General features: G+C 66.8%; 25 protein-coding genes and 1 pseudogene. 1 reads left to right on the top strand and 25 read right to left on the bottom strand.

Going from position 1 to position 24,354, the window contains the following annotated elements; translation table 11 throughout:
- Positions 1-2: 2 nt before the first annotated feature.
- The 9 genes and pseudogenes from VAPA_RS31465 to VAPA_RS31425 all read right to left on the bottom strand — a co-directional run bounded on the left by VAPA_RS31465 (position 3) and on the right by VAPA_RS31425 (position 7,704).
- A complete protein-coding gene (locus VAPA_RS31465) occupies positions 3-1,685 on the bottom strand; it encodes an electron transfer flavoprotein-ubiquinone oxidoreductase (RefSeq protein ID WP_021004287.1) in 1,683 nt (560 codons plus the stop codon).
- A 12-nt stretch (positions 1,686-1,697) separates the two neighbouring features.
- Positions 1,698-2,597, bottom strand: a complete 900-nt coding sequence (locus tag VAPA_RS31460; RefSeq protein WP_021004286.1) for a glutathione S-transferase family protein — start codon at positions 2,595-2,597, stop codon at positions 1,698-1,700.
- A gap of 223 nt (positions 2,598-2,820) precedes the next feature.
- Positions 2,821-3,240, bottom strand: a complete 420-nt coding sequence (locus tag VAPA_RS31455; RefSeq protein WP_021004285.1) for a cupin domain-containing protein — start codon at positions 3,238-3,240, stop codon at positions 2,821-2,823.
- Between the two features lie 125 nt (positions 3,241-3,365).
- Complete coding sequence (locus VAPA_RS31450) at positions 3,366-4,559, bottom strand: bifunctional alpha/beta hydrolase/OsmC family protein (RefSeq protein WP_021004284.1); 1,194 nt, start codon at positions 4,557-4,559, stop codon at positions 3,366-3,368.
- A 17-nt stretch (positions 4,560-4,576) separates the two neighbouring features.
- A complete protein-coding gene (locus VAPA_RS31445) occupies positions 4,577-4,963 on the bottom strand; it encodes an OsmC family protein (RefSeq protein WP_021004283.1) in 387 nt (128 codons plus the stop codon).
- A 57-nt stretch (positions 4,964-5,020) separates the two neighbouring features.
- Positions 5,021-5,206, bottom strand: a pseudogene (locus VAPA_RS31440) (flavodoxin domain-containing protein); the annotation flags it as partial.
- Positions 5,207-5,249: 43 nt separating this feature from the next.
- Positions 5,250-5,609, bottom strand: a complete 360-nt coding sequence (locus tag VAPA_RS31435) for a hypothetical protein (protein WP_021004281.1) — start codon at positions 5,607-5,609, stop codon at positions 5,250-5,252.
- Between the two features lie 13 nt (positions 5,610-5,622).
- Positions 5,623-6,240, bottom strand: a complete 618-nt coding sequence (locus VAPA_RS31430; protein WP_021004280.1) for a glutathione S-transferase family protein — start codon at positions 6,238-6,240, stop codon at positions 5,623-5,625.
- 273 nt (positions 6,241-6,513) lie between these two features.
- Positions 6,514-7,704 (bottom strand): MFS transporter, encoded by a 1,191-nt coding sequence (locus VAPA_RS31425; protein ID WP_021004279.1) that lies wholly within the window; start codon positions 7,702-7,704, stop codon positions 6,514-6,516.
- Between the two features lie 14 nt (positions 7,705-7,718).
- Here VAPA_RS31425 and VAPA_RS31420 point away from each other — a divergent pair, with 14 nt between their 5' ends.
- The gene (locus VAPA_RS31420; RefSeq protein ID WP_021004278.1) at positions 7,719-8,597 is read left to right on the top strand and encodes an AraC family transcriptional regulator; all 879 of its coding nucleotides are present in this window, start codon (positions 7,719-7,721) and stop codon (positions 8,595-8,597) included.
- Here the strand turns inward: VAPA_RS31420 and VAPA_RS31415 are convergent.
- The 16 genes from VAPA_RS31415 to VAPA_RS31340 all read right to left on the bottom strand — a co-directional run bounded on the left by VAPA_RS31415 (position 8,594) and on the right by VAPA_RS31340 (position 24,322).
- Positions 8,594-9,199, bottom strand: coding sequence for an acyloxyacyl hydrolase (locus VAPA_RS31415; RefSeq protein ID WP_021004277.1), 606 nt, complete (start codon positions 9,197-9,199; stop codon positions 8,594-8,596). The genes VAPA_RS31420 and VAPA_RS31415 overlap by 4 nt on opposite strands.
- 68 nt (positions 9,200-9,267) lie before the next feature.
- Entirely contained in the window at positions 9,268-10,068 is an 801-nt protein-coding gene (locus tag VAPA_RS31410; RefSeq protein ID WP_021004276.1) for a hypothetical protein, read from the bottom strand.
- A gap of 3 nt (positions 10,069-10,071) precedes the next feature.
- Positions 10,072-11,307, bottom strand: a complete 1,236-nt coding sequence (locus tag VAPA_RS31405) for a hypothetical protein (RefSeq protein ID WP_021004275.1) — start codon at positions 11,305-11,307, stop codon at positions 10,072-10,074.
- A 146-nt stretch (positions 11,308-11,453) separates the two neighbouring features.
- The gene (locus tag VAPA_RS31400; protein ID WP_021004274.1) at positions 11,454-12,572 is read right to left on the bottom strand and encodes an iron-containing alcohol dehydrogenase; all 1,119 of its coding nucleotides are present in this window, start codon (positions 12,570-12,572) and stop codon (positions 11,454-11,456) included.
- A gap of 123 nt (positions 12,573-12,695) precedes the next feature.
- Positions 12,696-13,619, bottom strand: a complete 924-nt coding sequence (locus tag VAPA_RS31395; RefSeq protein WP_021004273.1) for a LysR substrate-binding domain-containing protein — start codon at positions 13,617-13,619, stop codon at positions 12,696-12,698.
- A 92-nt stretch (positions 13,620-13,711) separates the two neighbouring features.
- Positions 13,712-14,341 (bottom strand): NAD(P)H:quinone oxidoreductase, encoded by a 630-nt coding sequence (gene wrbA / locus VAPA_RS31390; RefSeq protein WP_021004272.1) that lies wholly within the window; start codon positions 14,339-14,341, stop codon positions 13,712-13,714.
- A 57-nt stretch (positions 14,342-14,398) separates the two neighbouring features.
- Entirely contained in the window at positions 14,399-15,349 is a 951-nt protein-coding gene (locus tag VAPA_RS31385; RefSeq protein ID WP_021004271.1) for a ring-cleaving dioxygenase, read from the bottom strand.
- Positions 15,350-15,380: 31 nt separating this feature from the next.
- Positions 15,381-16,061 (bottom strand): nitroreductase, encoded by a 681-nt coding sequence (locus tag VAPA_RS31380; protein WP_021004270.1) that lies wholly within the window; start codon positions 16,059-16,061, stop codon positions 15,381-15,383.
- Between the two features lie 171 nt (positions 16,062-16,232).
- Complete coding sequence (locus VAPA_RS31375) at positions 16,233-17,120, bottom strand: tryptophan 2,3-dioxygenase (RefSeq protein ID WP_021004269.1); 888 nt, start codon at positions 17,118-17,120, stop codon at positions 16,233-16,235.
- Positions 17,117-18,520, bottom strand: a complete 1,404-nt coding sequence (locus tag VAPA_RS31370) for an amidase (protein WP_021004268.1) — start codon at positions 18,518-18,520, stop codon at positions 17,117-17,119. Before VAPA_RS31370 ends, VAPA_RS31375 begins: the two co-directional genes overlap by 4 nt.
- 113 nt (positions 18,521-18,633) lie before the next feature.
- The gene (locus tag VAPA_RS31365) at positions 18,634-19,656 is read right to left on the bottom strand and encodes a glutathione S-transferase family protein (protein WP_230559058.1); all 1,023 of its coding nucleotides are present in this window, start codon (positions 19,654-19,656) and stop codon (positions 18,634-18,636) included.
- A 200-nt stretch (positions 19,657-19,856) separates the two neighbouring features.
- Positions 19,857-20,480, bottom strand: a complete 624-nt coding sequence (locus VAPA_RS31360) for a glutathione S-transferase family protein (protein ID WP_021004266.1) — start codon at positions 20,478-20,480, stop codon at positions 19,857-19,859.
- 87 nt (positions 20,481-20,567) lie between these two features.
- Positions 20,568-21,269, bottom strand: coding sequence for a dienelactone hydrolase family protein (locus tag VAPA_RS31355; RefSeq protein WP_021004265.1), 702 nt, complete (start codon positions 21,267-21,269; stop codon positions 20,568-20,570).
- A gap of 21 nt (positions 21,270-21,290) precedes the next feature.
- Positions 21,291-22,154, bottom strand: coding sequence for a hypothetical protein (locus tag VAPA_RS31350; RefSeq protein WP_021004264.1), 864 nt, complete (start codon positions 22,152-22,154; stop codon positions 21,291-21,293).
- Positions 22,155-22,190: 36 nt separating this feature from the next.
- Entirely contained in the window at positions 22,191-23,159 is a 969-nt protein-coding gene (locus VAPA_RS31345; RefSeq protein WP_021004263.1) for an alpha/beta fold hydrolase, read from the bottom strand.
- Between the two features lie 119 nt (positions 23,160-23,278).
- Positions 23,279-24,322, bottom strand: coding sequence for a LysR family transcriptional regulator (locus tag VAPA_RS31340; RefSeq protein WP_021004262.1), 1,044 nt, complete (start codon positions 24,320-24,322; stop codon positions 23,279-23,281).
- Between the last annotated feature and the right edge of the window lie 32 nt (positions 24,323-24,354).

The raw sequence follows: 24,354 nt of genomic DNA, 5'->3' as shown, positions 1-24,354 counted from the left end.
ATCTACATGGATGCATAGGTGGGACCGTCGCCGCCTTCTGGCGCGATCCACACGATGTTCTGGGTCGGGTCCTTGATGTCGCAGGTCTTGCAATGGATGCAGTTCTGCGCATTGATCTGCAACCGGTTTTCGCCCTTGTCGTTCTGAAGGAACTCGTAGACGCCGGCGGGGCAGTAGCGGCTTTCGGGGCCGGCGTACACGCGCAGGTTGACGTCGACCGGCACCGCCGCGTCAAGCAGCGTCAGGTGCACGGGCTGGTCTTCCGCGTGGTGCGTATTGCTCAGATAGACAGAGCTCAGGCGGTCGAAGCTGCACACGCCGTCCGGCTTCGGATAGGCGATGGGCTCGCATTGGTCCGCAGGCCGCAGGCTCGCATGGTCCGGGCGCGTGTTGTGCAACGTCCAGGGCGGCGCGGCGATGCCCAGCTCGGGCATCAGCCACTGCTCGACACCGGTCATGAGCGTGCCGGCGAGCGAGCCCTTCTTGAACCACAGCTTGAAGTTGCGGGATTGGTGCAGCTCCGTGTGCAACCAGCTGCCTTCGAAGGCGCGTGGATAGTCGGTGAGTTCGTCGCCCGAACGCCCTGCGTGCAGCGCCGCGCAGGCGGCTTCCGCGGCCAGCATGCCGGTCTTGAGGGCTGCATGACTGCCCTTGATGCGCGCGGCGTTCAGGTAGCCCGCGTCGCAACCGACCAGGGCCCCGCCGGGGAACACGGTGCGCGGCAGGCTCTGCGGCAAGCCGTTGTTGATGGCCCGCGCACCGTAGCCGATGCGCTTGCCGCCATCGAGATACCTGCGAATCGCAGGGTGCGCCTTCCAGCGCTGGAATTCTTCGAACGGACTCAGCCAGGGGTTGCGGTAGTCGAGCCCGACGACAAAGCCCAGCGCCACCTGGTGGCCATCGAGGTGATAAAGAAAACCGCCGCCGAACGCCTCGCGGTCCATGGGCCAGCCTGCGGTGTGCACGACCAGGCCCGGTTCGGCGCGCGAGGGGTCGACTTCCCACAGCTCCTTGAGGCCGATGGCGTAGCTGGCCGCATCGCGCCCCGCGTCGAGCCCGAACCTCGCGATCAGTTGCCGCCCGAGCTGTCCGCGCGCGCCCTCGGCAAAGATCGTGTACTTGCCGCGAAGCTCGACACCGGGCTGAAACTCGGCAGTCGGCTTGCCGTCGCGGCCCACACCGACGTTGCCGGTGGCCACGCCCGAGACGCGTCCTTGCGGGTCGTAGAGGATCTCGGTCGCGGCAAAGCCCGCGAAGATTTCGACGCCAAGACTCTCCGCATGCGCGGCCAGCCACTTGACCAGCAGGCCGAGGCGCACGACGTAGTTGCCTTCGTTGCGAAAGCACCGCGGCACCAGAAAGCCTGGCGTTCGCATCGCGCGCTGCTTGCCGAGAAACAGGAACTCGTCGCGCGTGACGGGTTGGCTCAAGGGCGCACCCAGCGTGCGCCAGTCGGGCAGCAGTTCGTCGATGGCGCGAGGATCCATGACTGCCCCTGAGAGCGTGTGCGCGCCGGGTTCGCCGCCTTTTTCGAGCACTGCGACCGAGAGGCCTGCATCGATCTGCTTGATCCGGATGGCCGCCGCCATTCCAGCGGGGCCGCCGCCCACGATGACGACGTCGTAGTCGATCGACTCGCGCGGCCCGGGGAAGGGCGGCGCGGCTTGGCCGGGGGCAGCGGTCATGGGCGACGGCGCCTACAGATCGATCCGGATCGCGCCGTTGCTGACATAGCGCGAGAAGTTCTGGAACGGAATGGCCGCCTGTGCGCGATAGTTCTCGTCTTGCCAGCTGAACACCGTGTCCATCCGGGAGACCTCGATCTCCACGAGACCGCGGCGCACTTCGAGCTCGGCGCCGTCGCCCTCGCTGTATTCCACCATCCCGACCACTTCGGCATTCAGCGTGGTGGCCAGGTTGTCGCGTATCCGTTCGTTCAGGCGCATCAATTGATCGGGCGCGCTGTGCGCGCGCTCGGTGCGCGGCGCCAGGCCTTCCTCCATCACGAGCGCTGCATGCACGCCTTCGTCGGCATGCATCCGGCGAACGAAGGCCGTCAGGTTCTCGAAGCCATGTAAGCCGACCTTCGTGCCAATCGCCCAGCGCAGCATCACGAAGTGGTACGCGTCGGCAATGGAGCGCTGGCCCGTGAGCCATTCGCGCCCCTCGAGTTGAGAATCGAGCCGCCCGAGGTACTCGCGCACGTGGCCGCGCGCCGTGGCGGCCAGCTGTGCCGCCAGGCCGTCGTCCGGCAGGTAGCGCTCGGGAAAGAAGATCGGCCTGAACGCCTTGTGCACATCGGAGTTCAGGAAACCGAGCCAGCGCATCACCTCCGCCCGCGAGCGCGGCGAACCGTCGCCCGCCAGCTGCAGCTGCGGATGCAGGTCCGCGAGGTAGCCGAGGATGGCGACGTTCTCGGTCAGCGTGAAATCGCCATGCACGAGCAGCGGCACCGTGCCCGTCGGGTTGAGTGCCAGGTACTCCGGCGTCTTGATGCTGCGGCGGTCCATGCGCACCGTTTCGTACGGCTGGCCGGACCACTCGAGCACGGTGTGGTCGGCCAGCGCGCTGGCACCGGGCATGTAGAAGAGTTTCATGGCATGGGTCCTGTGTACTTGTGCCGGCCTCCTGTCGCAGGAAGCAAGAGATGCCTTCCACCCGCCGCGTCGCCGTGTTGCTGGTCGGATTTACGCGGGGACACCGCGCCGACGTGAGTCTGTCCCGTGCACGAACGGGTGGAAAGTGCACGCCTCATTACAGCCGCCTCGGCGATCTGACACCCGTCATCTTCGTTGCGGCGGGTGGAATGCAAACTGTGGGCTACTTCACCGGAATGAAGAACTCTGCACCCCTGTTCTTCACGAGCATGACGACGAACTTCGCGGGTTTGGTCTTGCTCGCGTTGCGGCCGACGGTGTGGATGTCGTCGGGGCCTTCGTAGAAGGTGTCGCCGGCCTTCAGCGTCACTTCCTTGCCGCCCTTCACGCCCATCACGATCGAGCCTTCGAGCACGTAGACGTAGCTGTGGGCGTCGTGACGATGCACCGGATCGACGGCGCCCGGCGGGTAGTCCACCGTGATCATCAGCACTTCCTTGCCGGGGATGTCCTTCATCTCCTGGGTCATCAGCGGCGTCACCTTGGCGTCCTTGGGCGTGCCGTGCGAGGCGGCGTGTTGTGCCGTCGATGCGCCTGCGGCGAACAGCAGTGTCAGCCCGATGCTTCTTGCAATCTTGATCATGGTCTTGCCTTCTTTGATGCGATGGATGAATCGTAGGATCGGGTGGCACGGCGCGGTAGACCTGTGCGACGGATCACGGTGTTGTCCGCGAGGCACCAATCGCACGTTGGCTGTGCGGCCCGCGCTCAGGCCGGTGACTCGCCTTCCACGGGCTCGAAGCGCGCTCCGCCTTCGAGCGTGCGGTGAACGGGGCATCGCTGCGCCATCTCGAGCAGCTGTGTGCGTTGCGCCTCGGTGATGGCGCCGTCGATCGACACCCGCCGGCTGAAGACGTCGGGCGGGGAAGTCGCCTTGTCCTTGCGGTGGTTGACCGCGGTGCGGATGCGCGTGACCGGCCAACCCTTGCTGTCGGCGTGGTGGCGCAGCGTCATGGTCGTGCAGGCAGCGAGCGCGGACGACAGCAGGTTGTAGGGTGTCGGACCCGAGCCGAGCCCGCCCACCGTCTCGGGTTCATCCGCGAGCCAGCGCGAGCCGCCCGAGCGCAGCGCGAGCTGGAATTTGCCCAGCCCCGTTTCTTCTGCCTCGGCATCCGCCGCGACCGGGTGGCCGGCGGGGGGCTCGGGCAGGTAGCGGGCCGCCCAGGTCGCGATGAGGTGCGCGACCTGTTCGGCGTCTTCGCGCTTCGACAGCAGGTGGTCCGCATCATCGAGCGAGACGAAGCTCTTGGGATGCCTCGCCGCCAGAAAGATGCGCGTGGCGTTCTCGATGTCGACCGTCCGGTCCTGCGGCGCGTGCAGCAGCAGCAGCGGCCGGCGCAGGGCCGCGATGCGCGCCCCCGGGTCGTGCGTGCGCAGGTCGTCCATGAAGGCCTTGCCGACGGCCATGGGCCGGCCAACCACCTGGACCAGCGCCTGTCCCTCGGTTTGGAGGCGCGCAAGAGCCGCGGGGTCCAGCAGGTGCAGCACCTGCGCCACATCGAACGGCGCGGCAATGGTCGCGACGGCGTGCGCGCTCGGAATGCGGCCGGCCGCGGCGAGGATGGCCGAGCCGCCGAGGCTGTGACCGATGAGCAGGCGGGGCGGCATGCCGGCCGCCTCCATGGCGTTGGCGGCCGACACCAGGTCCTGCACGTTCAGCGAGAAGCTCGCCTCGGCAAAACTCCCCTCGCTGTCGCCCAGCCCGGTGAAGTCGAAGCGCAGCACCCCGATCCCCACGCTGGCCAACGCCCGCGCGATGCGCACGGCCGCGAGGTTGTTCTTGCCGCAGGTGAAGCAGTGCGCGAACAGCGCCCAACCCCGCTGGATGCCCTCCGGCATTTCGAGTCTGCCCGACAGGCGGTGTCCGTTCGGGTTGAGAAATTCGAAGGAGCGAGTGGGCACGGGGCGAGTTCCTGTGTCTAAAGCAGATGCGTACGGATCGGGATGCCTGCCTTGAGCGTCAGGGTCACCGGGGTTCGCTCGGCGATCTCGGCCAGGCGCGCCCTCTGGGCGTCGTCCAGGCCGAAGATGCGCAGCGATCTTTCGATCACCATCGCGTTGTCTTCCCGGGAAAGATGGAGGTCGACCTGCACCGATTCGAGGGGCCAGCTTTTGAGGTCCGCATACATGCGCAGCGTGATGGCAGTGCAGGCCCCCAGGCCGGCAATCACCAGTTCGTAGGGCGTGGACCCTGCGCCTTCGCCGCCGAGGACGGAGGGCTCGTCCGAGATGAGCGTGTGGCCGCTGGCGAGGTCGACCTGCGTGCGGTAGTGGTCGCGTCCGATGCGCGCGGTGCCTTGGGCCAAGTTCGAACCTCTTTCTTGGGCCAGCGGGGCTCAGCGCGCCAGGCGTGCCGCCGCCGCGGCAATGGGCGCCGCCTGATCGGCCTTGCCGCCGGCCTGGCGGAACGCGTCGGGCGGCATGGTCCCGGGCACGCGCTTGAGGGCCACTTCGCAGCCATCGACCGATCGCGCACCTTCGGCGATCGCGCGGGCCATCGTTTCGAGATGGCCGTACATGCTGTAGTAGAGAACGAGAACTTTGCTCATGGTGAGGGTCCGGGGGGTGAGGGAAAAAGATCGATGGGTGCGCTCAGGCTTCGAGCGCGGTCGGGTCGCGCCAGCACAGCGCCGAGAGAACGGCGCCTTCGCCGTCGATCTCGAACTCTTCGGGCAGCGGCCCGTCGATGCGCTCCAGTTGCACGGCGCCCGCCAGCCGCTCGCGCAGGTCGCGCGCCCATCGGCTGCCATGTGCCATCCAGGCGGGGCTGATCTCGTCACCGTCTGGCGAGGGTTCCAGCAACACGATGACGCGCAGCATGGGATCGTCGGTCGCGCGGATCGCCCACAGGCGCCGCACGGCGGGCTGCTCGGCGTACCAGCGGGCGAGTGCGCTCGACGTGGCGCAGCCCGGTTGGGTGGCTCCAAGGGAAGATGCCAGCGATAGTCTCACGGCGTACCCCGGCTCACTGCGGCATGCTGCGCTCGACGCCCAGCGCGGCTTGCACGCCGGCGTCGCCGTCCATCATCCGGGCGAAGCGCGCGAGGTTGTCCAGGCCCTGCATGTCGATCTTCTTGGCCGCCGACCAGCGCGAGAGCACGAACAGGTACGGGTCCGCGATGGACCGCTCGCCGGTCAGCCAGTCGCGCCCTTCGAGTCGGCCGTCCAGCCGCGCGAGGTATTCGCGCACATGGCCGCGCGCGTTGTCGGCCAGCACGGGCGCCATCGCCGCGTCTTTCAGGAAGCGCTGCGGCGTGAAGATCGGCTTGAACGCCTTGTGCACGTCCGAGTTGAGAAAGCCCAGCCAGCGCATGACCTCGGCGCGGGCGCGCGGCGAGCCGTCGCCCAGCAGGCGCGCTTCGGGGTACAGGTCGGCCAGGTAACCGAGGATGGCGACGTTCTCGGTGAGCGAGAGGTCGCCGTGTGCCAGCAGCGGCACCGTCCCGCCCGGGTTGATGGCAGGGTAGTCGGGCGACTTGATGCTCTCCAGGCTCATGCGCACCGGCTCGTGGTCTGCGCCGATCCACTGGAGAACGATCAGGTCGGCGAGGGAGCAGGCGCCGGGCATGTGATAGAGCTTCATGAGAGATCCCGTTAGATGGATGCGACGATGCTAGGCAGGCGTGCGCAGCGGCGGTAGGCATGCGCCGGGGCGCACCGTGTTGCCGCGGGCGCACCAATCGCGGTGTCGGCGCATCGATGCATTGGTGCGCGCGGGGCAACACCGCGGTCACTCCTCCGCACCTACCGCTGCCGGCGGAGCGCTCCTACGATCCCCGGTGAACCCGACCCCGGAGCACACATGCCATCGACCGAACATGGCGAATCCGACAACGACGTCGGCGGCCTGTGCCATTCACTGGCCGATGTGCGCGGACCGGCCCACCGACAGCCCCAGCACGCACATCGCCAGGCACAGCACCAGGCAGGCGGCCAGCGGCATCGTCCAGTTGCCCGCGGCTTCGTGCAGGAAGCCGACCAGCGTCGGACCAACGCCCGCCAGCAGGTAGCCGATGCATTGCGACATGCCTGAGAGCGACGCGGCGATCTGCTGGCTGCCGGCGCGCAGTCCGACGAAGGCCAGGCTCAGGATCAACGCCGATCCCATCCCCATGCCGAAGGCGAAGATCCACAGCGGTGTCAATGCGGGCAGGGCCAGCAGGCCCGCCAGGCCACAGGCACTCAGTGCGGGCGATGCGAAGGCGATCCAGCGCTGGTCGGGCATGCGGTGCAGGAGCGGCATGAGCAGCAGCGCGGGCACGGCCCCCGCCAGCTGCATCCACCCATGCAGCGTGCCGGCACGCGCGCTCGAGAAGCCGGCCTCCTGGAGGATCGAAGGCAGCCATGCAATCGCCGCGAAGTAGATGAAGCAGGTGAGGCCCAGATACCCCGCCACCTGCCAGGCCAGCGAGGCCTTCCACACCGATGACGCCCGTGTACCGGTGGCGGGGCCCGGCGCCGAGACGGTGCGAAAGCGCAGTTGCGGCAGCCACAGCAACGCGGCAACCAGCGGCAGCACGGCCACGGTGCCCAGCGAGGCGGGCCACCCGGCGCCCAGCGCATGGTCCAGCGGCACGGCCACGGCCGACGCGATGCCTGCGGCGGCGATCATCGCGAGGGCATAGCAGGCCGTGAGCTTCGCCACATGATGAGGAAAGTCCCTTTTGAGCAAGCTGGGCAGCAGGACGTTGGCGATGGCGATCGCACCGCCGATCACGCAGGTTCCCGCATAGAGCATCGACACGGTGCCGGCCGAGCGTACGGCGATGCCGGCGACCAGCAGGGCCAGCGACGCGAAGAGCGCGCGCTCCAGGCCGAACCGGTGCGCCAGGGGCGCGGCAAGCGGCGACACCAGGGCGAACGCGAGGAGTGGCAGGGTGGTCAATAGGCCGGCCTGCGAGGCGTTGAGTGCAAAGCTTTCGCGCACGGGTTCGAGCAAAGGCCCGAGCATGGTGATCGGTGCCCGCAGACTGGCCGCGATGAGCAGGATGCCGGCGATGAGAATCGCGGCGCGGGGCGAAGAATCTACCGTTTGCGAGGAATGCATGGAGGTCCGAAGTAATGCGGGATGCCACCGATGAATCTACTGACGATGCGCGGATTCGAATGCCTGCGGGCCGACTGAATATGAGCAAATCCGGTCAAGATGAACCGTGGGGCATGCGCCGCCAAGACCCCTGGACTTTCGAGTTTGACAAGATGAAGGCCCGCGTGGCCGCCGTGCGGATCCGCACCCAGGCGTTCACGGAGGAATTGCCGGTGCATCAGCATCCGCAGGGGCAGCTGGCAATGGTGTTGCGCGGCACGGTGACGTGTGAAGTGCCGGGTGCGCTGTGGATGGCGCCGCTGCACGGCGGCTTCTGGATTCCCGGAGGCGTGCCCCACAGCCTCCGTGTCTCGGCGGACGGGAATGTCTGCTTTCTTTTTGTGGAAGACGCCGCCGCAGCCATGCCGAAGACCTGCTGTGCGTTGAGCATCAGCCCCTTGCTGCGCGAGCTCATTCTTCACCTGGCCGCCTTGCCAGAAGGCGCGCAGCGCGAGCCGCAGGCGCTGCGGCTGCATGCCGTGCTGCTGGACCAACTGGTGCGCATGCCAACCGAGGCCATGCACCTTCCGGTGTCGGACGAGCCGCGCCTGCGCCGCCTGATCGATGCGCTGATGCGCGATCCGGCGGACCGCACCACCGCAGCGCAGTGGGCCTCGCGCCTGGCCATGAGCGAGCGGACCCTGACCCGCCTCGTGCAGCTCGAAATGGGCATGTCCTTCGGCCGCTGGAGCCAGCGCCTGCGCCTGATCGTGGCGCTGCAGTCGTTGACGTCCGGCCTCCCGGTGCAGCAGGTGGCCCATGACCTGGGCTATGACTCGGTGAGTGCCTTCATCGCCATGTTCAGGAAAGCCATGGGCCAGCCGCCCGCGCGTTATCTTGCGCGGCGCCGCTAGAACCTGCGTGCGTATCGGATCTGGACGAAATTCTCGCCGGGGTTCGGGTGCTTGATGCCCGCATTCGAAAAATGCTCGAGGCGCAACGCGATCTCGTGCTGGCGTTGCGCACCGAAGTTGCGGCCGACCGCCAGGTGGGTGCCGAAGTTGAAGCTCGTCGAAAAGCTCTTCTGCCGGGTCCTGTAGACCGACGAGGTGGCAGTCACCCCCAGCCCGGTTTCAAAAAACCACGGCGACGCCCCATCCGCGGGGCGATAGCGCAACACTGGAATCAACGCGAGCTGCGACAGGTGCGAAAGCCCCACCCGGTCCATCGACTGGATCTGCCAGTACGCGTAGGAGGCTTCCAGATAGCTGCTCAGCTCGCCTGGGCCCAGTTGCCAACGGTAAGGCAGGTCCCAGGTCAGTCCCGCGGTCAGCGTGCGGGTTCCGTGCGCCGAGCCGAACTGAGTGAAGAGGGAAGAGGGGGGGTGCAACGGCGTGTCGGCGCGCGCCACCTGCGAGATGCAGGCGACGATGCCGAGAAGGACCATTGCCGCGCCATGTCGCCGGCGGCGGAGTTGCGGCAGCCGGAGGTTGAAGCGGAAAGTTCGATCGGACATTTGATTTGCGGATGCATCGAGCGGCAAGGGCCTCGCGGCGGCGTCGAATGCATGAAAGGCTCAGAGGTTCAGGGGCGATGCGCGCTGGCCGATGACGGGGCCGGGCCCACGGTGAATGCAAGCGCGGCATCGGCGGGCGCAGCCGCCGGTGCATCTGCGGGCGTTTCGAAGCGCCCGCCAAGGCGATTGCCGGCCGAGTCTTCGAGGGTGCCGCGCGCGATGAGCCGGTATTCGCCTGCGCGCCATGGGGCGTGCGGCGTGAACGCCCAGGTGCGCTCGCCGTCTTTCAGCAGGGCTTGACCACTCACGCGCCGGCCGCGCGGGTCCGCGATCGCGATGTAGTCGGCTTCCCGGCCATCGATGGCGTCGTCCAGCGTCACGACCAGCGCTTGCCTCGACGCGGCGCGCACGGACGACAGGCGCCATGCCGACACCGCCGGACCGCTCGCGTCCGCGGGTCCGACGCGCCAGTGCTGGATGGGATGGCCGTCCAGCGTCAAGGTCACATCGTCTCCGTCGACCAGGATCGGCCCCAGGACCTCACGCGCGTTCAGGCCGGTCTTGACGCGGCCTGGATGCATCAGCACGGTCAGGATCCGGCCGTTGGGCGACCAGAGTTCCTGCGCGAGAAACGGTTGCGCGAGCGGCTTTCCGTCGGGGCGCAGCAGCGCGAGCCTCGGCAGCACGGGGCCTTCGATCCGCGCCGCGAACTCGATGGACAGGCGCAGCAGGTTGGCCGGCACCTGGCCGGCGGATGGCTGGACGCGCACCATTTGCGCAGCCGCGGGGGGTGGCGTGGGTGGCGCTGCGTGCGACGCGCCCAGCGCCACGGCGAGCGCCACGGCGCCGCACAGTCGGCGAAGACGCACGGCTTACTCCGACGCCTTGATCAGGTCCGGGAAGCCTTCGTCCTTCAGCAGCATGTCCTGCCGGGGCTTGATGTTCTTCAACTGGAAGTTGTCGCCCTTGAAGCTGTACTCCGCGAAGGCGTACTCCGAGACGTGGTCGGTCAGCCGGAAGCTCAGTTCCTTGCCGATGGACACGAGCTGCAGTGCGTCCTTCTCGAGCCGGCGGCGCACGACCACGAACGATTTTTCGTCCAGGTTGTCCAGCCGCAGCGTGCCGGCCAGCGGCGCCTGCATCACCTCGACGCCCGCGAGCTGCCCGAAGGGCACTTGCTTATCCATGCCGGGCCGGGGACCCGTGGCCTCCAGCTGCGACACGGGAATGACGTTGGACACGCGGTCGAAATTGGCCAGCAGCAGGAAGTCTTCGGTCTTGCCCTGCTCGGTGCGCGAGTAGGAGACCATGTCCGCCGGCGTGTTGCCGTAGCCGAGTTCGGCGACGGTCTTGCCGCGGATATGCGCGCCGTCCCTCAGGTCGTCCAGCGGGATCGTCACGAGTGGCGTGCAGGTGTAGGCGGCCACCAGGTAGCTTTTGCCGCCCCAGCTCGCGAAGCTCATCGCGCGGATCGGGGCGCGTGTCTCGATCAGGTTGTGGCCAGCGTGGTAGATCTCCACCGAGGTGATCGACTGCTTCGCGTCGAAGGGGTACTTCACCCGGCGCAGCGTCGAGGCGAAGTCCTGGTTGGAGAGGCCGGCCACGAAGAGTTCGCCTTCTCGCCATTTCATGTCGGTGACGGTGAAGCTGCGCTCGGGCGTTTCCTTCCAGAAGCTGTAGTCCGAGGTGGGCGCGTCGCGCAGCGCGACCGACGTCGAGGCCGCCGCCTTCAGGTCGACGCGGCGCGCCTTCTTGTCGCTGGTGACCGTGATGAGCGCCGGCGTCTTCGCGGCGCCGTAGCTCACAGCCACATACACCTGCGCGGTGCCAGGCCGCACGACCATGTCCTCGACCGTGACCTTGGCACCGCCGACCTGGGCGGAGAGCAGGCTCTCCAGGTCGAGGATGTTGAACGCCGTACCCGCCGGCTGCTGCTGTGCCGACGGCAGCGAGATCGCGTGGACGCGGGCGGCTTTCCAGTCGGCGAGGAACAGGACGTTGCCGGGACCCGCGGCAAGGCGGGAGATGGACTTCACATCCGCCGCGGCGGCGTGGAGGGAAGCGCCGAGGCAGCAGGCGAGGGCGATGGTGATGGTGCGCAGACGCATGGGGAGATCCTTGAAGGGTGGGATGGACCCCACCGATCCTAGGAATGGCCGGCCCTCGGCGGTAGGCATGCGCGAGGGACCACGGCGTTGTCTGCATGGCACCAATGCGTTCTCGGCCAGGCGCTCATCGAAGGCTCACCAAGGGCTTACCAGAGGCTCTCGAGCAGCGCGTCCAGCTTGACGCTCGCGTTGTTGCCCAGGTCGGCCACTTCATTGGGGTAGTTCTTCTTCAGCAGCCTGGCCACTTCCGGCAGCTTCGCCTTGTCGAGGTCGAAGGCGCCGATGCGGTCCGGAAGCCCGAGCGCGCTGACCACACCCGCGATCCGGTCGGCCAGCTGCGTGGGGGCGTCCGCCTGCGCCGTGCGTGCGCCGAAGATCTCGAGCTTGTCGCCATAGAAATCCGCACAGGCGCGAATGACGGGCGCCAGGGTGATGCAGGACGTCGCGCTGTGCGGCAGTCCGAAGGTGCCGCCCAGGATGTGGCCGATGCGATGGCTGAGACCATAGATGACCGACGCCGGCGAGAAGTAGCACTGCCAGGCCGCCAGCTGGAGCTGCAACAGGTCGTCGGGCGTCACCAGCGCCTCGTCCAGCGCATCGCGCGTCGTCATGGCAGGCGGCCACTTCTGCAGCACCTTCACAAACCGCTCCAGGCCGCTGGCCGCCATGATTGCGTGCGGGTGCTCCTTCGTCACCTTGCGCATGCCCTCCACTGCATGGTCCATGCCCTTGATGGCGGAGGACAGCAGCAGCGCGCGCGGCGTGTCGAACACGAGCACGGGGTCGATCACGACCACCTTGGGCACCGTCTCGCGCACCGCATAGCTGCGCTTGAATTTCTCCGGACCGTCCGTCTCCGTGATGCCGAAGTAGTGAGAGAACTCGGAGCCCGACAGCGTCGTTGGCAATGCCGCGATGGGCAGGTAGCGTCCGGTCTTCTCATGGTGCAGGTGGGACACCGCCTTGGCCGCATCGAGCACCGATCCGCCGCCCAGCGCCACGATCGACTCGGCCTCGGCGCGAAGGCAGGCGTCGAGGCCGGCTTGCACCGCCACGTCCGGCACGTGCGCCGGCAACTCCATGAAGCTGCCCACGGACTGCTTCAGATTGGGTCGCACGCAATCCTGGTAGAGCTTCGTCAGCGGTTCGACAGTGAACGTCATCGACCGATGGATGCCGTGGTCGCCGAGCCGTGCCACTGCGCCTTGCAGGATGTGCTGGCCCCAGAGAATGCCGTCTTGCGGCAAGCAATTCAAGTGATTCATGTCGATCGGCCTTGTGGAAGTCAAGGCCGACAAGATAGGTGCTCCACCCGGCGCTCACAAGCCGCTCTTTGCCAGACACAGCGTCCATGTTCGTGGACGACGCAGCCGTGCCCAGCGCACGCTTCACTCGAAGCTGCGAGGATGGTCGAATGCCGTGACGACCGGCATTTCCACAGCGAGAAAATCGACCAGCGAACGCACTGCGGGAAGGAGGCCGGTGCGAAACGGAATCAGCGCCGAGATGCGCGCATCCGCCGCCGACCAGTCGGGCAGCAGTTGCTGCAAGGTCCCGTCCCTGAGCTCCGACCTGCAGATGTAGCCCGGAAGCGCAGCGATGCCCAGGCTGGCGCAGGCCGCCTCCTTCAGAGCGACCATGTTGTTGCTTTGGAAGCGCGGGTCGATGGGCATGGCGAGCTCTTCGCCGTGCGGCCCTTTCAGCTGCCACTGCAACGGACCATTGCGCACCATCGCAACGCTCGCGTGCTGGCCAAGGTCTGCGGGGCTCTCGGGCACACCGCTTTGCGCGAGGTACCTCGGGCTTGCGAACAGGTACCAGGGAACATCGGCCAGCGCGCGCTGCACCAGCGTGGAGTTCTGCAGCGATCCCGTGTGCCCGCGTATCGCAAGATCGAAGCCTTCGCCCACCATGTCCACGTACCGGTCGGTCGCGATCTCGACGATGCGCACCTTTGGATGCCGATTCAGGAAGACGGGAAGAATCTCGCGCAGCGCGAACTGCGCAATCTCCACGGCCGTGGTCAGCCGGATCACGCCGCTGGGTTCGGCCAGGCGCTGGCGCACCGCCTCTTCGGCGACGTCGGAGCTGTGCAGCATCGCGACCGCGTACTGGTAGAACTCCTTGCCGATGTCGGTCATGCCGAACTGGCGTGAGGTCCTGTTGAGCAGGCGCACGCCCAGGTCCCCCTCGAGCTCCTGGATGCGGTGGCTCAGCGTCGACTTCGGCAGACGAAGGGCCGACCCGGCGGCCGTGAAGCCTCCGCGGTCGACGACTTGGACGAAATAGAAGACATCCTTCAGGTCCAGCATCGCAATCCTGGTGAGAGAGCAGGGAGGCCGCGCAGCAGCGACAGCGCTACCGCCGAGGATAGCGCTACGGCTCCCCGTTCGCTATCCCCGTCTCAGGCTGCTTCCGGCACCGGCTGCGCCACGCGCAGCGACCGCGCCACCGTGGCGACGCGTCGGCCCTGGTAGCTCGCGACGGCGAGGTCTTCGGCGCCGGGCATCACAGAGTCGCGGTTGGAGACGTGGGTCGCGCCATAGGGCGTACCTGCCGCGAACATTGCCGGATCGGCATAGCCGAGCGGCACGATGATCAGGCCCAGGTGCGCCATCGGGCCGTAGAGCGACAGCAGCGTCGCCTCGTTGCCGCCGTGCCTGGAAGAGGTCGAGCCGAATACCGAGCCGGCCTTGCCGTTCAGCTTGCCCTGGAACCAGAGTCCACCGAGCGAGTCGATGTAGGCCTTGAGCTCGGCGGCAATGGAGCCGAAGCGCGTCGGCGTGCCGAAGACGATCGCATCGGCCCATTCGGCATCCGCCTCGGTCGGGGCTTCGTACTTGGCGTTCATCTCGCTGGCCCGCTCGGACCACTCGGGCACCTGGCGCATGACCTCCGGTGCGACGAATTCCCGTGCGCGGCGGAGCCGGACTTCCGCGCCCTCGGCCATGGCGCCTTGCGCGACGGCCTTGGCAAGAAGCTCGGTGGAGCTGTTACGGGAATAGAAAGCGATGAGGACCTTGGGTTTGGACATGGGTTGACCTGTGTTGGGAAGCAAAGAAAAGAAGGCAGAAAGTGTCTGGTTGCACCGTCAGACGGCAATGGGCTCCAGGCGCGCAAGCAGCTCGTCCTTGCGGTCGCGCAGCCATGGCGGCAGCTGGAACTCGGCGCCGAAGTGGCCGGGCTCTTCGTCGATGGCAAAGCCGATGTCGGTGGTCGCCGCCTCGAACATCACGCCGCCCGGCATCTTGAAATACATCGAGCGGAAGTAGTTGCGGTTGACGGATTCGGAGGTGTCGATGTGGCCCATCGACATCAGCTTCTCCTTGATCTGCATCTGCTGCTCGACGTTGTCCACCGCGAAGGCGACATGGTGGATCGTGCCCTCGCCGTAGATCGACGAGCCTTGCAGGCGGTCGGGTTCGTGCACGAATTCGACGATGGTGCCGGGCTTGCCGTCGGCGGCTTCGAAGCGGTGGTGCGGGCCGGACTGGCCGGCATAGTGGAAGTCCAGCGCCTCTTTCATGAAGATGATGGATTCATCGACTTCGCGCAGCGACAGCGTGATGCTGTGCACGCCCCGGATCGCGACCTCGTTCGGGATGTCGTCCGCGATGCAGGGCGGGCGTGTGTCGTGCTCGGAGGCCACGAGGTCGAACTCGATGCCGCAGGGGTGCTGGAAACGCTGGCGCTGCTCGCCGAAGCGCTCGACCACGGCCTTGTCGAAGACCACGCCGCGGGCGCTGAAGCGTTTACGCCAGAAATCCAGCGAGCCCGCCGGCACCGAGTAGTTGATGACCTTGATCTGGCCCGAGCCGCGGCGCCCCTTCACGCCCTTCTGCTTGAAGGGGAACGACGTGACCAGCGTGCCGGCATCGCCCTGTGCGTTGCCGTAGTAGAGGTGGTAGACGGGCTCGTCGCCGTCCAGCAGAACGGTTTTCTTGACCAGGCTCTGGCCGAGCAGTTTCACGTAGAAATCCACGTCTTCCTGTGCGCCGCTGACGCACGCGGTCAGATGGTGAAAGCCTTTGATGATCGACATGTGGGTACCCTTGTATGGATGCGGTTGGTGGTTATTGGACGAACGACGCGAATTGCTCGACCGGCGTTTTCTGCAAGGCCATGCGGTTCTCCGGCATGCCGTTGTTGGCCCAGCCCATCGACATGCCGGCAATCACCATCTCGTCCGCGGGAATGCCGAGTTCTGCGCGCAGCACGTGGTGTTGCAGCGACCAGATCTGCTGCGGGCAGGTGTCCAGGCCCCGGCCCTTGGCGGCCAGCATGACGTTCTGCAGGAAGCAGCCGTAGCAGAGAAAGCTGGCCCATTCGAGGCGGCGGTCCATCGTGAAGATGATCCCGACCGGCGCATCGAAGAACAGGAACTGGCGCTCCACGTCGCGCAGGCGCCCAGCCTTGTCGCTGCGGTGCACGCCTTGCGCATCGCCGAGCTGGCCGCGGAAGGTGTTGAAGCGGGTGCCGTACGGTTCGTGCAGCGGCTGGGGGAAGAAGGGGTACTCCGGGGCCAGCGTGGCATGGTTGGCACGGAACTCCGCCACGGCGGCCCGGGTGACGCGGTCGCGGGCTTCCCCGGTCACGACATAGCAGCGCCAGGGTTGCGTGTTGCTCGAGCTGGGCGCATGGCTCGCGGTCGAAAGAATGTCTTTCACCGTATCGAGCGGAACGGGCCGATCGAGAAAGCCGCGCTTGCTGCGTCGATCCCGGATGAGGTTATCGATGAAAGGTGCCACATTCATTTCCAGAATCTCCATCAGTAGGTTGGCTGACACGGTTGTCTCCTGAAGTCTTGTTATTGGGGTCACGCGATCTCGCGAACGCTGGGGAAATCGTAGGGAGGCAGATGGCGCCTGAGAAGACGCCGCTTCTTGCACGCACGGTCCGGAAATCGCGAACGATCGAGTGGGTGTTCATTTCCCCTGCCGGGCCATGTGCGGGCACACGGGCGGCGGGTCTCCGATGAAGGTGCGCGCCGACCAGAGTTCGGGGAACGGAATCTCGTCCATCGTCGGCGCGAGCCACGCGACGCCTTCGGTGCCGAAGTAGGCCGGCCGTGCACCGAAGGTTCGCCGCGTCGCCATCAGATGGCGGAATTTCCAGTTGCAGAATCCCTCGGCAATGTCGGCCAGGGTCTCGCCGAGCTGCTGGAGCTCGATGTTCGCGTTGGGGTCGGCGTAGATCTGGCGCCAGACCTCTTCGATCTCCTTGCGGGACTTGTAGGGCGCGGCCAGGTCACGCACCAGCACCTCGGCTGGCACATTCAGCCCGCGGCGTCGGAGGAAGGCGAGCACGTCGTCATACAGGCTGGGTTCGGCCAGCGCCTTGTTGAGCTGTTCCCAGCGATGGGGTTGCGGCTCGAAATGCTGCAGGTGCTCGGCCTGCTTGATGCCCAGCAGATAGACCATCTGCCGGTACGTCCAGCCTTGCAGCGCCGTGTCCTTGCCGTGCGTGGCGACAGCGCGCGAAAGGATCGCGAGCAGGTCGTTCGGCGTCATCCAGTCGATCGAGCGCCAGATGGCGTCCAGCGGCGCGTGGTGCGCAACAACGCGCTGCAACGTGCGCCAGGCCTGCGGGAGGTCGTCGGCCCGCAGGAACGCCTGGGCCGACTGCATCTCCTTGATGATGAGCATCCAGTAGAGCTCGGACACCTGCACGTGCACGATCCAGGCGTGCTCGCCCGGATGGTCGCTGACGGTGCGCTGCAGCGAGTGCAGCGTGTCGGTCTGCATCCATGCGCTGTAGGGTGTCTGGCCGGACGCGGGACGTTCGAGGGCCGGAAGGGTGGGGGTGTCGCTCATGGTGTGCTCCTGGTGGTGGGGGGATACGTCGATGCGCCGGCGTGCATGAGGCCTTCGATCTGCTGTGCGATCTGCAGCAGGGCGCCGTCGCGGCCCGGCTTCGCCACGATCTGCAGCCCGGCGGGCAGGCGGCCGTCGCGGGCGGCAAGGGGAATCGAGATGGCCGGGAATCCCGCGACGTTGAAAGGCGCCGTGTAGGCCATCAGCGCCTCGCGCACCGTGCCGGACCAATGGCCGATATCGATCGATGGCTGGCCCACCCGCGGCGCGGTGCTAGGGCAGGTCGGCAGCACGAGGTAGTCGAGTTCCGACATCGCGAGATGCAGCCGGGCGGTGAAGTCGCGCCGAGCCTGCTGCGCGCGCGCGTAGTCGCCCAGCGTGATGGTCTTGGCGCGCTCGAGCCTCTCGATGGTTTCGCGGCCGTAGTGGGTAGCGATGCGATCGGCATCGTTGCGGCGGAAGTGCTCGACCCCGCCTTCGGCGAGGACGATGTGCGCAAAGGCCTCGAAGACGCCGTCGAACAGTCCAGGTTCATCGACTGTCGCGCACGCAAAGAATTTTCCGAACTTCGCAACGGCAGTGTCGAACGCAGATGCGACTTCGGCGCTCGGCGGCACGGGCGCGATCTCGCGCACCACCCCGAGGCGCAAGGAGGCGGGCGCGGCGTGCTGCGACGCATGGATGCCGAATGCGCCGGCAAGCAGCGAGACGTCGTCGACCGTCGCGCCAAGGAAGCCGGGATGGTCCAGCGTCGGCGCCAGCGGAAAGATGCCGCGCGTAGGCAGCGCGCCGAACGTCGGCTTGAAGCCGACGACCCCGCACAGCGCGGCCGGGATCCGCACGGATCCCCCAGTGTCCGTGCCAAGGCTGGCCGCCACGGCGCCGTACGCGATGGCCGCCGCCGCGCCACCGCTGGAGCCGCCGGGAACGCGCGTGCGGTCCAGCGGGTTCAATGTGTCGCCGAAAGTGCCGCTGGCGGTGGTCACGCCCCACGCGAATTCATGCGTGGCCGTCTTGCCGATGGGGATGGCGCCGCGCTCGATCAATGTGCTCACGATGTCGGCGTCGGAGGCTGGAAAGTGCCCCAGGTAGGCGGCGGAGCCGTAGCTGGTTTCGATGCCCCGGGTGTCGATCAGGTCCTTGACGCCGATGGCCAGTCCTTCCAGCGGCCGTTGCCGGCCTTGCGCATAGCGCCTGTCGCTTTCTGCCGCGGCGGCCAGCGCGCCGTCCCGCTCGATGGCGGCGAAGGCGCGCAGGTCGCGCTTGCTGGCCTGTGCGGCGTCGAGCGCCTGCTCGATCAGGGCCACAGCCGTGATGCGCCGGGCGGCCAGGGCATCGAGCGCGGGGCGCAGGCCGGGTGCGCGAGGGGCCACGGGGGATGGCGGGCGATCGGCGTTCAAGGTTTTTCTCCGGGTTCAGGAAGAAGCAGGGGACGACCGCACCTACCATCACGACGTGACGGGTGAGGGAATCGGGGTTTGAAAGCGCAGTGGCTTCGCTGCGCGGCGAGACGTCAGGCCAGGGCTTCGGCCCGGCAGTCCGCCATGGCATCCATGGCGCGGGAGTGCGGCATCGAATCGATCGACGCGTGGATCGCTTCCTTGCACAAGGAAGGCCGCCTGGCCAGCGCATCGACATAGCGCGCGACATGAGGCAGCGCATCCCACATCGACGCCAGGCCGAGATAGTTCAGGCGCACCAGGTTGACGCCCCAGAACGCATCGGCCAGGGAGAAGGCGTGGCCGTTCAGGCAAGCGAACGAACCTGCAGCCAGGTCGCGCTCCAGGCCGATCAGCAGTTGCTTCGTCTGCTGGCGAGCAGCGCGTTGGAATGCCGGATCGCGGCACACTTTCTTGCCGCCGCTTTCCTTCACGATCTTGGCCCGGTAGGCCGACACCAGTTCGGGTTCGCCGGCGTTTTCGGCGATCATGCGCTCGAGCACCATGAGCTTGTAGTCGTAGACCGTCTGCATCGACGCCTTGAGCGCCTCAGGCCGCAGATCCGCGTCCGGATGAAAGCCGTAGAGCAGGGCGCCGTTCGCAATCCTGTCGACAATGCCGACCTGGCGCATCACCTCGGCGCGTGCATCGGGCGCGTCCGGAACGAGCTGGACCGGCTCGCGCGACACGGCATCGAGGTAGATGCAGATGCGCTGCGAATCGGCCAGCACGCGGCCGGTGTCGTAGTCGACGAGCAATGGCACCACGCAGGGATCGAAGCCCTCCGTTTCGACCGATGTCCGTCCGCTGTAGCCACTGACGTATTCGCTGTTCAGCTCGCGCGCGGCGACCAGGCGCAGGCGGATGTAGGCCGGGCTGTAGTGTTCGGCCGGAACCAATCCATCGCTACCCATGGTGCTCAGGATCCGCATGTCGTTGGAGCGGTACGAGAACGCCTTCTCATGCAGCACGGTGCGCACCTTTTGCGAGCACAGCGAGCTTGCCGCATGGAAGAGCTCGAACCGGGGCTCCGAGCGGTCGCCCACGATGGTGGCGCGGGCGGGGTCCGCCAGGGTGGCGCGCGCGGCGGCGGCCATTTGGATCAGGGAGGCACGACTCGTCATCACATTCCTCATCTGCCTGCGCGGCAGGCACACCAACCAACAATCAATGAGCGCTTTGCGTTCGATCCGGTTCAGGAAGAACGCAGGCAAATCGTAGGGAGGCGAGGGGTGGTTGAGAAGGCGTCGGACCTTGTACGCACGGTCCCGGAATGCCGAACGATCGAGGGCGCGGCTCAGCGACGGGCCGCCTGGCCGTCTTCGGGGATCAGCGGCACCCAGCCGTGCTGGCCGTGCACGCGCACCAGCCACTCGCGGATGCTGGCAAAGCGCGCCATGTCGTAGCCGCCCTGGCCGGCCAGCGAAACGTAGGCCGAGAGTGCGAGGTCGGCAACGGTGTAGTGATCGCCGACGAGCCACGTGCGGCCGAGCAGCCACTGGTCCAGCTTCTCGAGGCCTGCGTACCCGTCGGCGTGGAACCGCTCGATGTCCTGCTGCCTTTCCTGCGCGAGGCCATGCAGGTGGAGCACGCGCGGGACGGCAATGGCTTTCTGGAGGTCGGCCTGCTCGAAGAAGAGCCAGCCCGTGACCTCCGCTCGCAGGTACGGGTCGCCCGGCAGGTAGGGCGTGCCCTGGGCGAGATGCAGCAGGATCGCGCCCGATTCCACGATCGGGCGGCCGTCTTCCAGCACGAGGACCGGCACGCGCGAGAACCGGCTGATCTGGCGAAACGCGGGTTCGCGCGCCTCGCCTTTCTGCAGGTCCAGCGTGACGCGGTCGTACGCCAGGCCCAGTTGGCTCAGCAGGATGCGGATCTTCCAGGAGTTGCCCGACAGACGGCTGTCATAGAGACGCAACATGGTTGACTCCTCAAGTGATGGCCCGCGAAGGCCGTCCGCGGATTTTCGCTGGAGAAAGCCGTTGCTGCTACCGATGCGCCGGAAAGTTCAGCGCGGCTGCAGATGAAGGGCCAGGAAGGCCGTGGTCCTGCCGTTGGCCAGGGCCGCCGCTTCGGCGTCGTAGGCGATGCCGCGGTGCCGTGCAAAGGCGTGGCCGCGATCCGGGTAGCTGTAGACCTGCACCTGCGGGCGCTCCTTCAAGGCAGCCGATATCTCCCGTTGTGCGTCGGCGGGGATGTATTCGTCTTTTTCCGCGAGGTGAACGATCAGCGGGCTGGCGATCTGGTCCGCTTCCCGGAGGTATTTGTCGGCGTTGCCAGGGTAGTAGGCCACCGCTGCGTCGGGGCCCACGCGTGCGGCCGTGAGGAAGGCCAACAGACCGCCGAGGCAGTAGCCGACCACACCGACCTTGCCCGTGGCGTCCGGCATGGCGCGGGCGGCCTGCAGGGCGGCGGCGATGTCGTTCACACCGGCATCGAGGTCGAAGGCGTTGTACAGCGGCAGGGCCCGCGCGCGTTCCGCTTCCGTGCGGTCGGTGAGTTCGACGCCCGGCGCGATTCGCCAGAACAGGTCGGGGCAGATGGTCAGATAGCCTTGCGCCGCGAGTTCGTCGCAGGACTGGCGCATGTCGGCATTGACGCCGAAGACTTCATGGATGACGACGATAGCTGGCGCGGGAAGTTTCTGCGGACGGGCGACGTACGCGGTGAAGCTGCCGCCGGGGGTGGTGATTTGCAGCGGGTCGTGCATTGCTTTTCCTTGGGTGCCTGCTCAGGCGCTGAGCCAGAACGCGACGTTGCGCACGTACTGCTTCGTCGAGCGAAGCGCTTCGGAGAAGCGGATGATTCCATCGCCGGCCGGTTCCGCCACGAAGGAAGGACAACCGGCCGAAGGGTCCCAGTTGTAGTCGGCGAAATGATGAAAGGTCGACTGCGCGATGGCCCGGCCACCGTGCTCGGAGCGCTCGAACGCGACCGCGATGTTGTAGCGCCTGCCGGACACCGAGCTCTGCCCTTCCATGACCACGCGGCAGCTCGAATCGCCGGGCGGTACGCCGACCGTGCCTTCATGCGGATGCGCGGGCAGGTACTGGATCACACCCGTGGCCGAGCGCCTGTCGCGCATCACCGGGTGAATGCTGCCGACCGAGCGGATGCGCTGGTAGTCGCCATTCGCGCCCGAATGGTAGTTGGGCCAGGAGATGGCTCCCGAGAACGGGTTGTCGACGCATTGGCGATTCGTATCGGGCTCGCAGTTGCGGCTGTGGAAGTGGTGCGCGGCGCCGACGCCGCTGAGGTTGCAAATCGAACTGCCCAGGTCCATGTGGTCGCGCGTGACCATGAGGCCGCCGCCGCGACGGCGGAATCGGCTGATGCTCGCGCAATCTTCCGGTGTCAGGCCGTCGCCGGTGTCGACGGCAAAGAGCCAGAGCTGGTCGAAGTCCGATTCATCCAGCGTCGACAGCACGGGGTCGGGGGCCGCGCGCGGCGCGCGGTCGCGCGCGGTCACCCGGAAGGCGGGCCGCCCGTCGTCGTCCTGCAGCTGCGAGAGAAACGAACCCAGGCGACTGAAGCGCGCAATGTTCCAGTCGTCCGGGTCTCCTTCGATCGTGGTTTGCAGCAATAGATTCAGCATGGTGCAAGTTCGAGGTCGGTCGGTCGTGTGCGTGGTTCAGCTCTTGAGGAAGGCAAGCAGGTCCGCATTGATCTTGTCCTGCATCGTGGCGGTGAGCCCGTGCGGCGCACCGGGGTAGTAGATCGCCTTGGCTCCCTTGATCAGCTGCACGGACTTCTTCGCCGAGTCGTGGATGGGCACGATCTGGTCGTCCTCGCCGTGCATGATCAGGGTGGGCACATCGATCTTCTTCAGGTCTTCGGTGAAGTCGGTTTCGGAGAAGGCCTTGATGCACTCGTAGGAGTTCTTCTGGCCGCATTGCATGCTCCAGAGCCAGAACTGGTCCAGGATGCCCTGCGACACTTTCGCGCCCGGGCGGTTGGCGCCGAAGAATGGGATGGCGAACTCCTTGTAGAACTGCGAACGGTCGCCGGCGACCCCGGCGCGAAGGCCGTCGAACACCTCGATCGCCAAGCCTTCGGGATTCGCCGCGGACTTGAGCATGACCGGCGGCACTGCGCCGATGAGCACAGCCTTGGCCACGCGCTTGCTGCCGTGGCGCCCGATGTAGCGCGCCACCTCGCCGCCGCCGGTGGAGTGGCCGACCATCGTGGCCTTCTTCAGGTCGAGCGCCTCAAACAGAACCGCGAGGTCGTCGGCATAGCCGTTCATGTCATTGCCCGACGAAGACTGGCTCGAGCGGCCATGCCCGCGCCGGTCGTGCGCGATGACGCGAAAGCCGTTGCGCGCCAGGAAGAGCATCTGTCCGTCCCACGCGTCGGCGTTGAGCGGCCAGCCGTGAGAAAAGGTGACGACGGGACCTTCGCCCCAGTCCTTGTAGTAGATCTGCGTGCCGTCGGGGGTGGTGATGGTGTTGCTAGTCCTCGAGGGGCTTGGAGTTTGGGCCGGCCGGTTGCGGGTTGCTGCGCCGGCTGCGTCCTGCATGCCGAACGCGAGGGTGCCGGTGGCGACGGCAGCGCCGGTCGCAATCAGGTGTCGGCGCGAAGGATTCTGTGTGGTCTTCATGGTTTCCTGCGGTTGAAATTGAGACGTCGGACCACGGTGCGCGAGCGCTGCGGCAGAGCCCGTGGAACGATTGAAATGCTAGGTTCGCCGAAGGCGAGGGGGTAGGCCTGCGCAGGGACTCACGCTGTTGTCGCGTCGGCACCAATCCCGGCGTCGGCCTGCAGCTTCGGGCTGAGGTCGGTGAGGCAGTCCAGGTCGGCGGCCCGGATCTTCGAGGTCATGAAGTCGATGAACACGCGCATGCGCGAAGGCAGGTGCTGCCGGCTCAGGTAGCAGATGTAGTGGCCGCTGTCGTCGGGTGCGTACTGTGTCAGGCACGGGACCAGCGCACCCGTTCTCAGTGCCTCGCAGGCCAGGTAGCCCGGCAGCTGGGCGATGCCGTGGCCGTCGAGCACGGCCTGCAGCACCAGGTCCGCGTCGTTGTAGGTGAGCTTGGCCTGCGGCACGAGCTTGCGTGGCTGGCCCCCGACCTTGAACTCCCATTCGAAGATGCGACCGGATGAAAAGCGGAAGTTGATGCACTCGTGCCGGGCGAGCGCTTCCACGCTGTCGGGCAGTCCGTGGGCCGCCTGGTAGGCGGGGGAGGCGCACAGCAGCAGCTGCATGGGGATGATCTGCTTGGCGATGATCTGGGCGTCTTCCATGCGGCCGTTGCGAAACGCGATGTCGACGCGGTCGGAGGTGAAGTCAGTCGGCTTGTCGTTCAGCAACAGGTCGATGGTGACCTCCGGGTAGGCCGCGCGAAATTCGCCCAGCAGGGGCGCCACGACCCGGCGGCCGAACCCGACCGCGGCGTTGATGCGCAGATGCCCGCGGGGCGGGCCTTGCCGCAGGTCACGCATTTCTTCCACGGCCTGGACGATGCGGTCGACCCCGGTGTGGCAATTGGCGTAGAAGAGGTCGCCTTCGCGCGTGAGCGTGGTGCTTCGCGTGGTGCGCAGGAAGAGCCGGACGTTCAACTGGTCTTCCAGCTTCTGGACGCTGCGGCTCACGGCGGAGCGGCCGATGCCCAGCCGGTCGGCGGCCCGTGCGAAGCTGCCTTCCGTGACGACGGCAATGAAGGCGACCACCCCGGCATAGCTGGTGGCGAAGCTGGAGGCCAGTGGGTCCGCGCGTGGCGCGAGGGGGATGGAAGAGGGTGAAGGGAGGGCAGAGGTTGTCATGAGTCGGCTTCTCGGTTCGAGGGATCAGGAGT

The sequence above is a fragment of the Variovorax paradoxus B4 genome, from assembly GCF_000463015.1.
In the GTDB taxonomy this organism is placed as follows: Bacteria; Pseudomonadota; Gammaproteobacteria; order Burkholderiales; family Burkholderiaceae_C; genus Variovorax; species Variovorax paradoxus_E.
The sequence above is the reverse complement of the archived record's forward strand: the minus strand, read 5'-3'. Positions and strand labels throughout refer to the sequence as shown.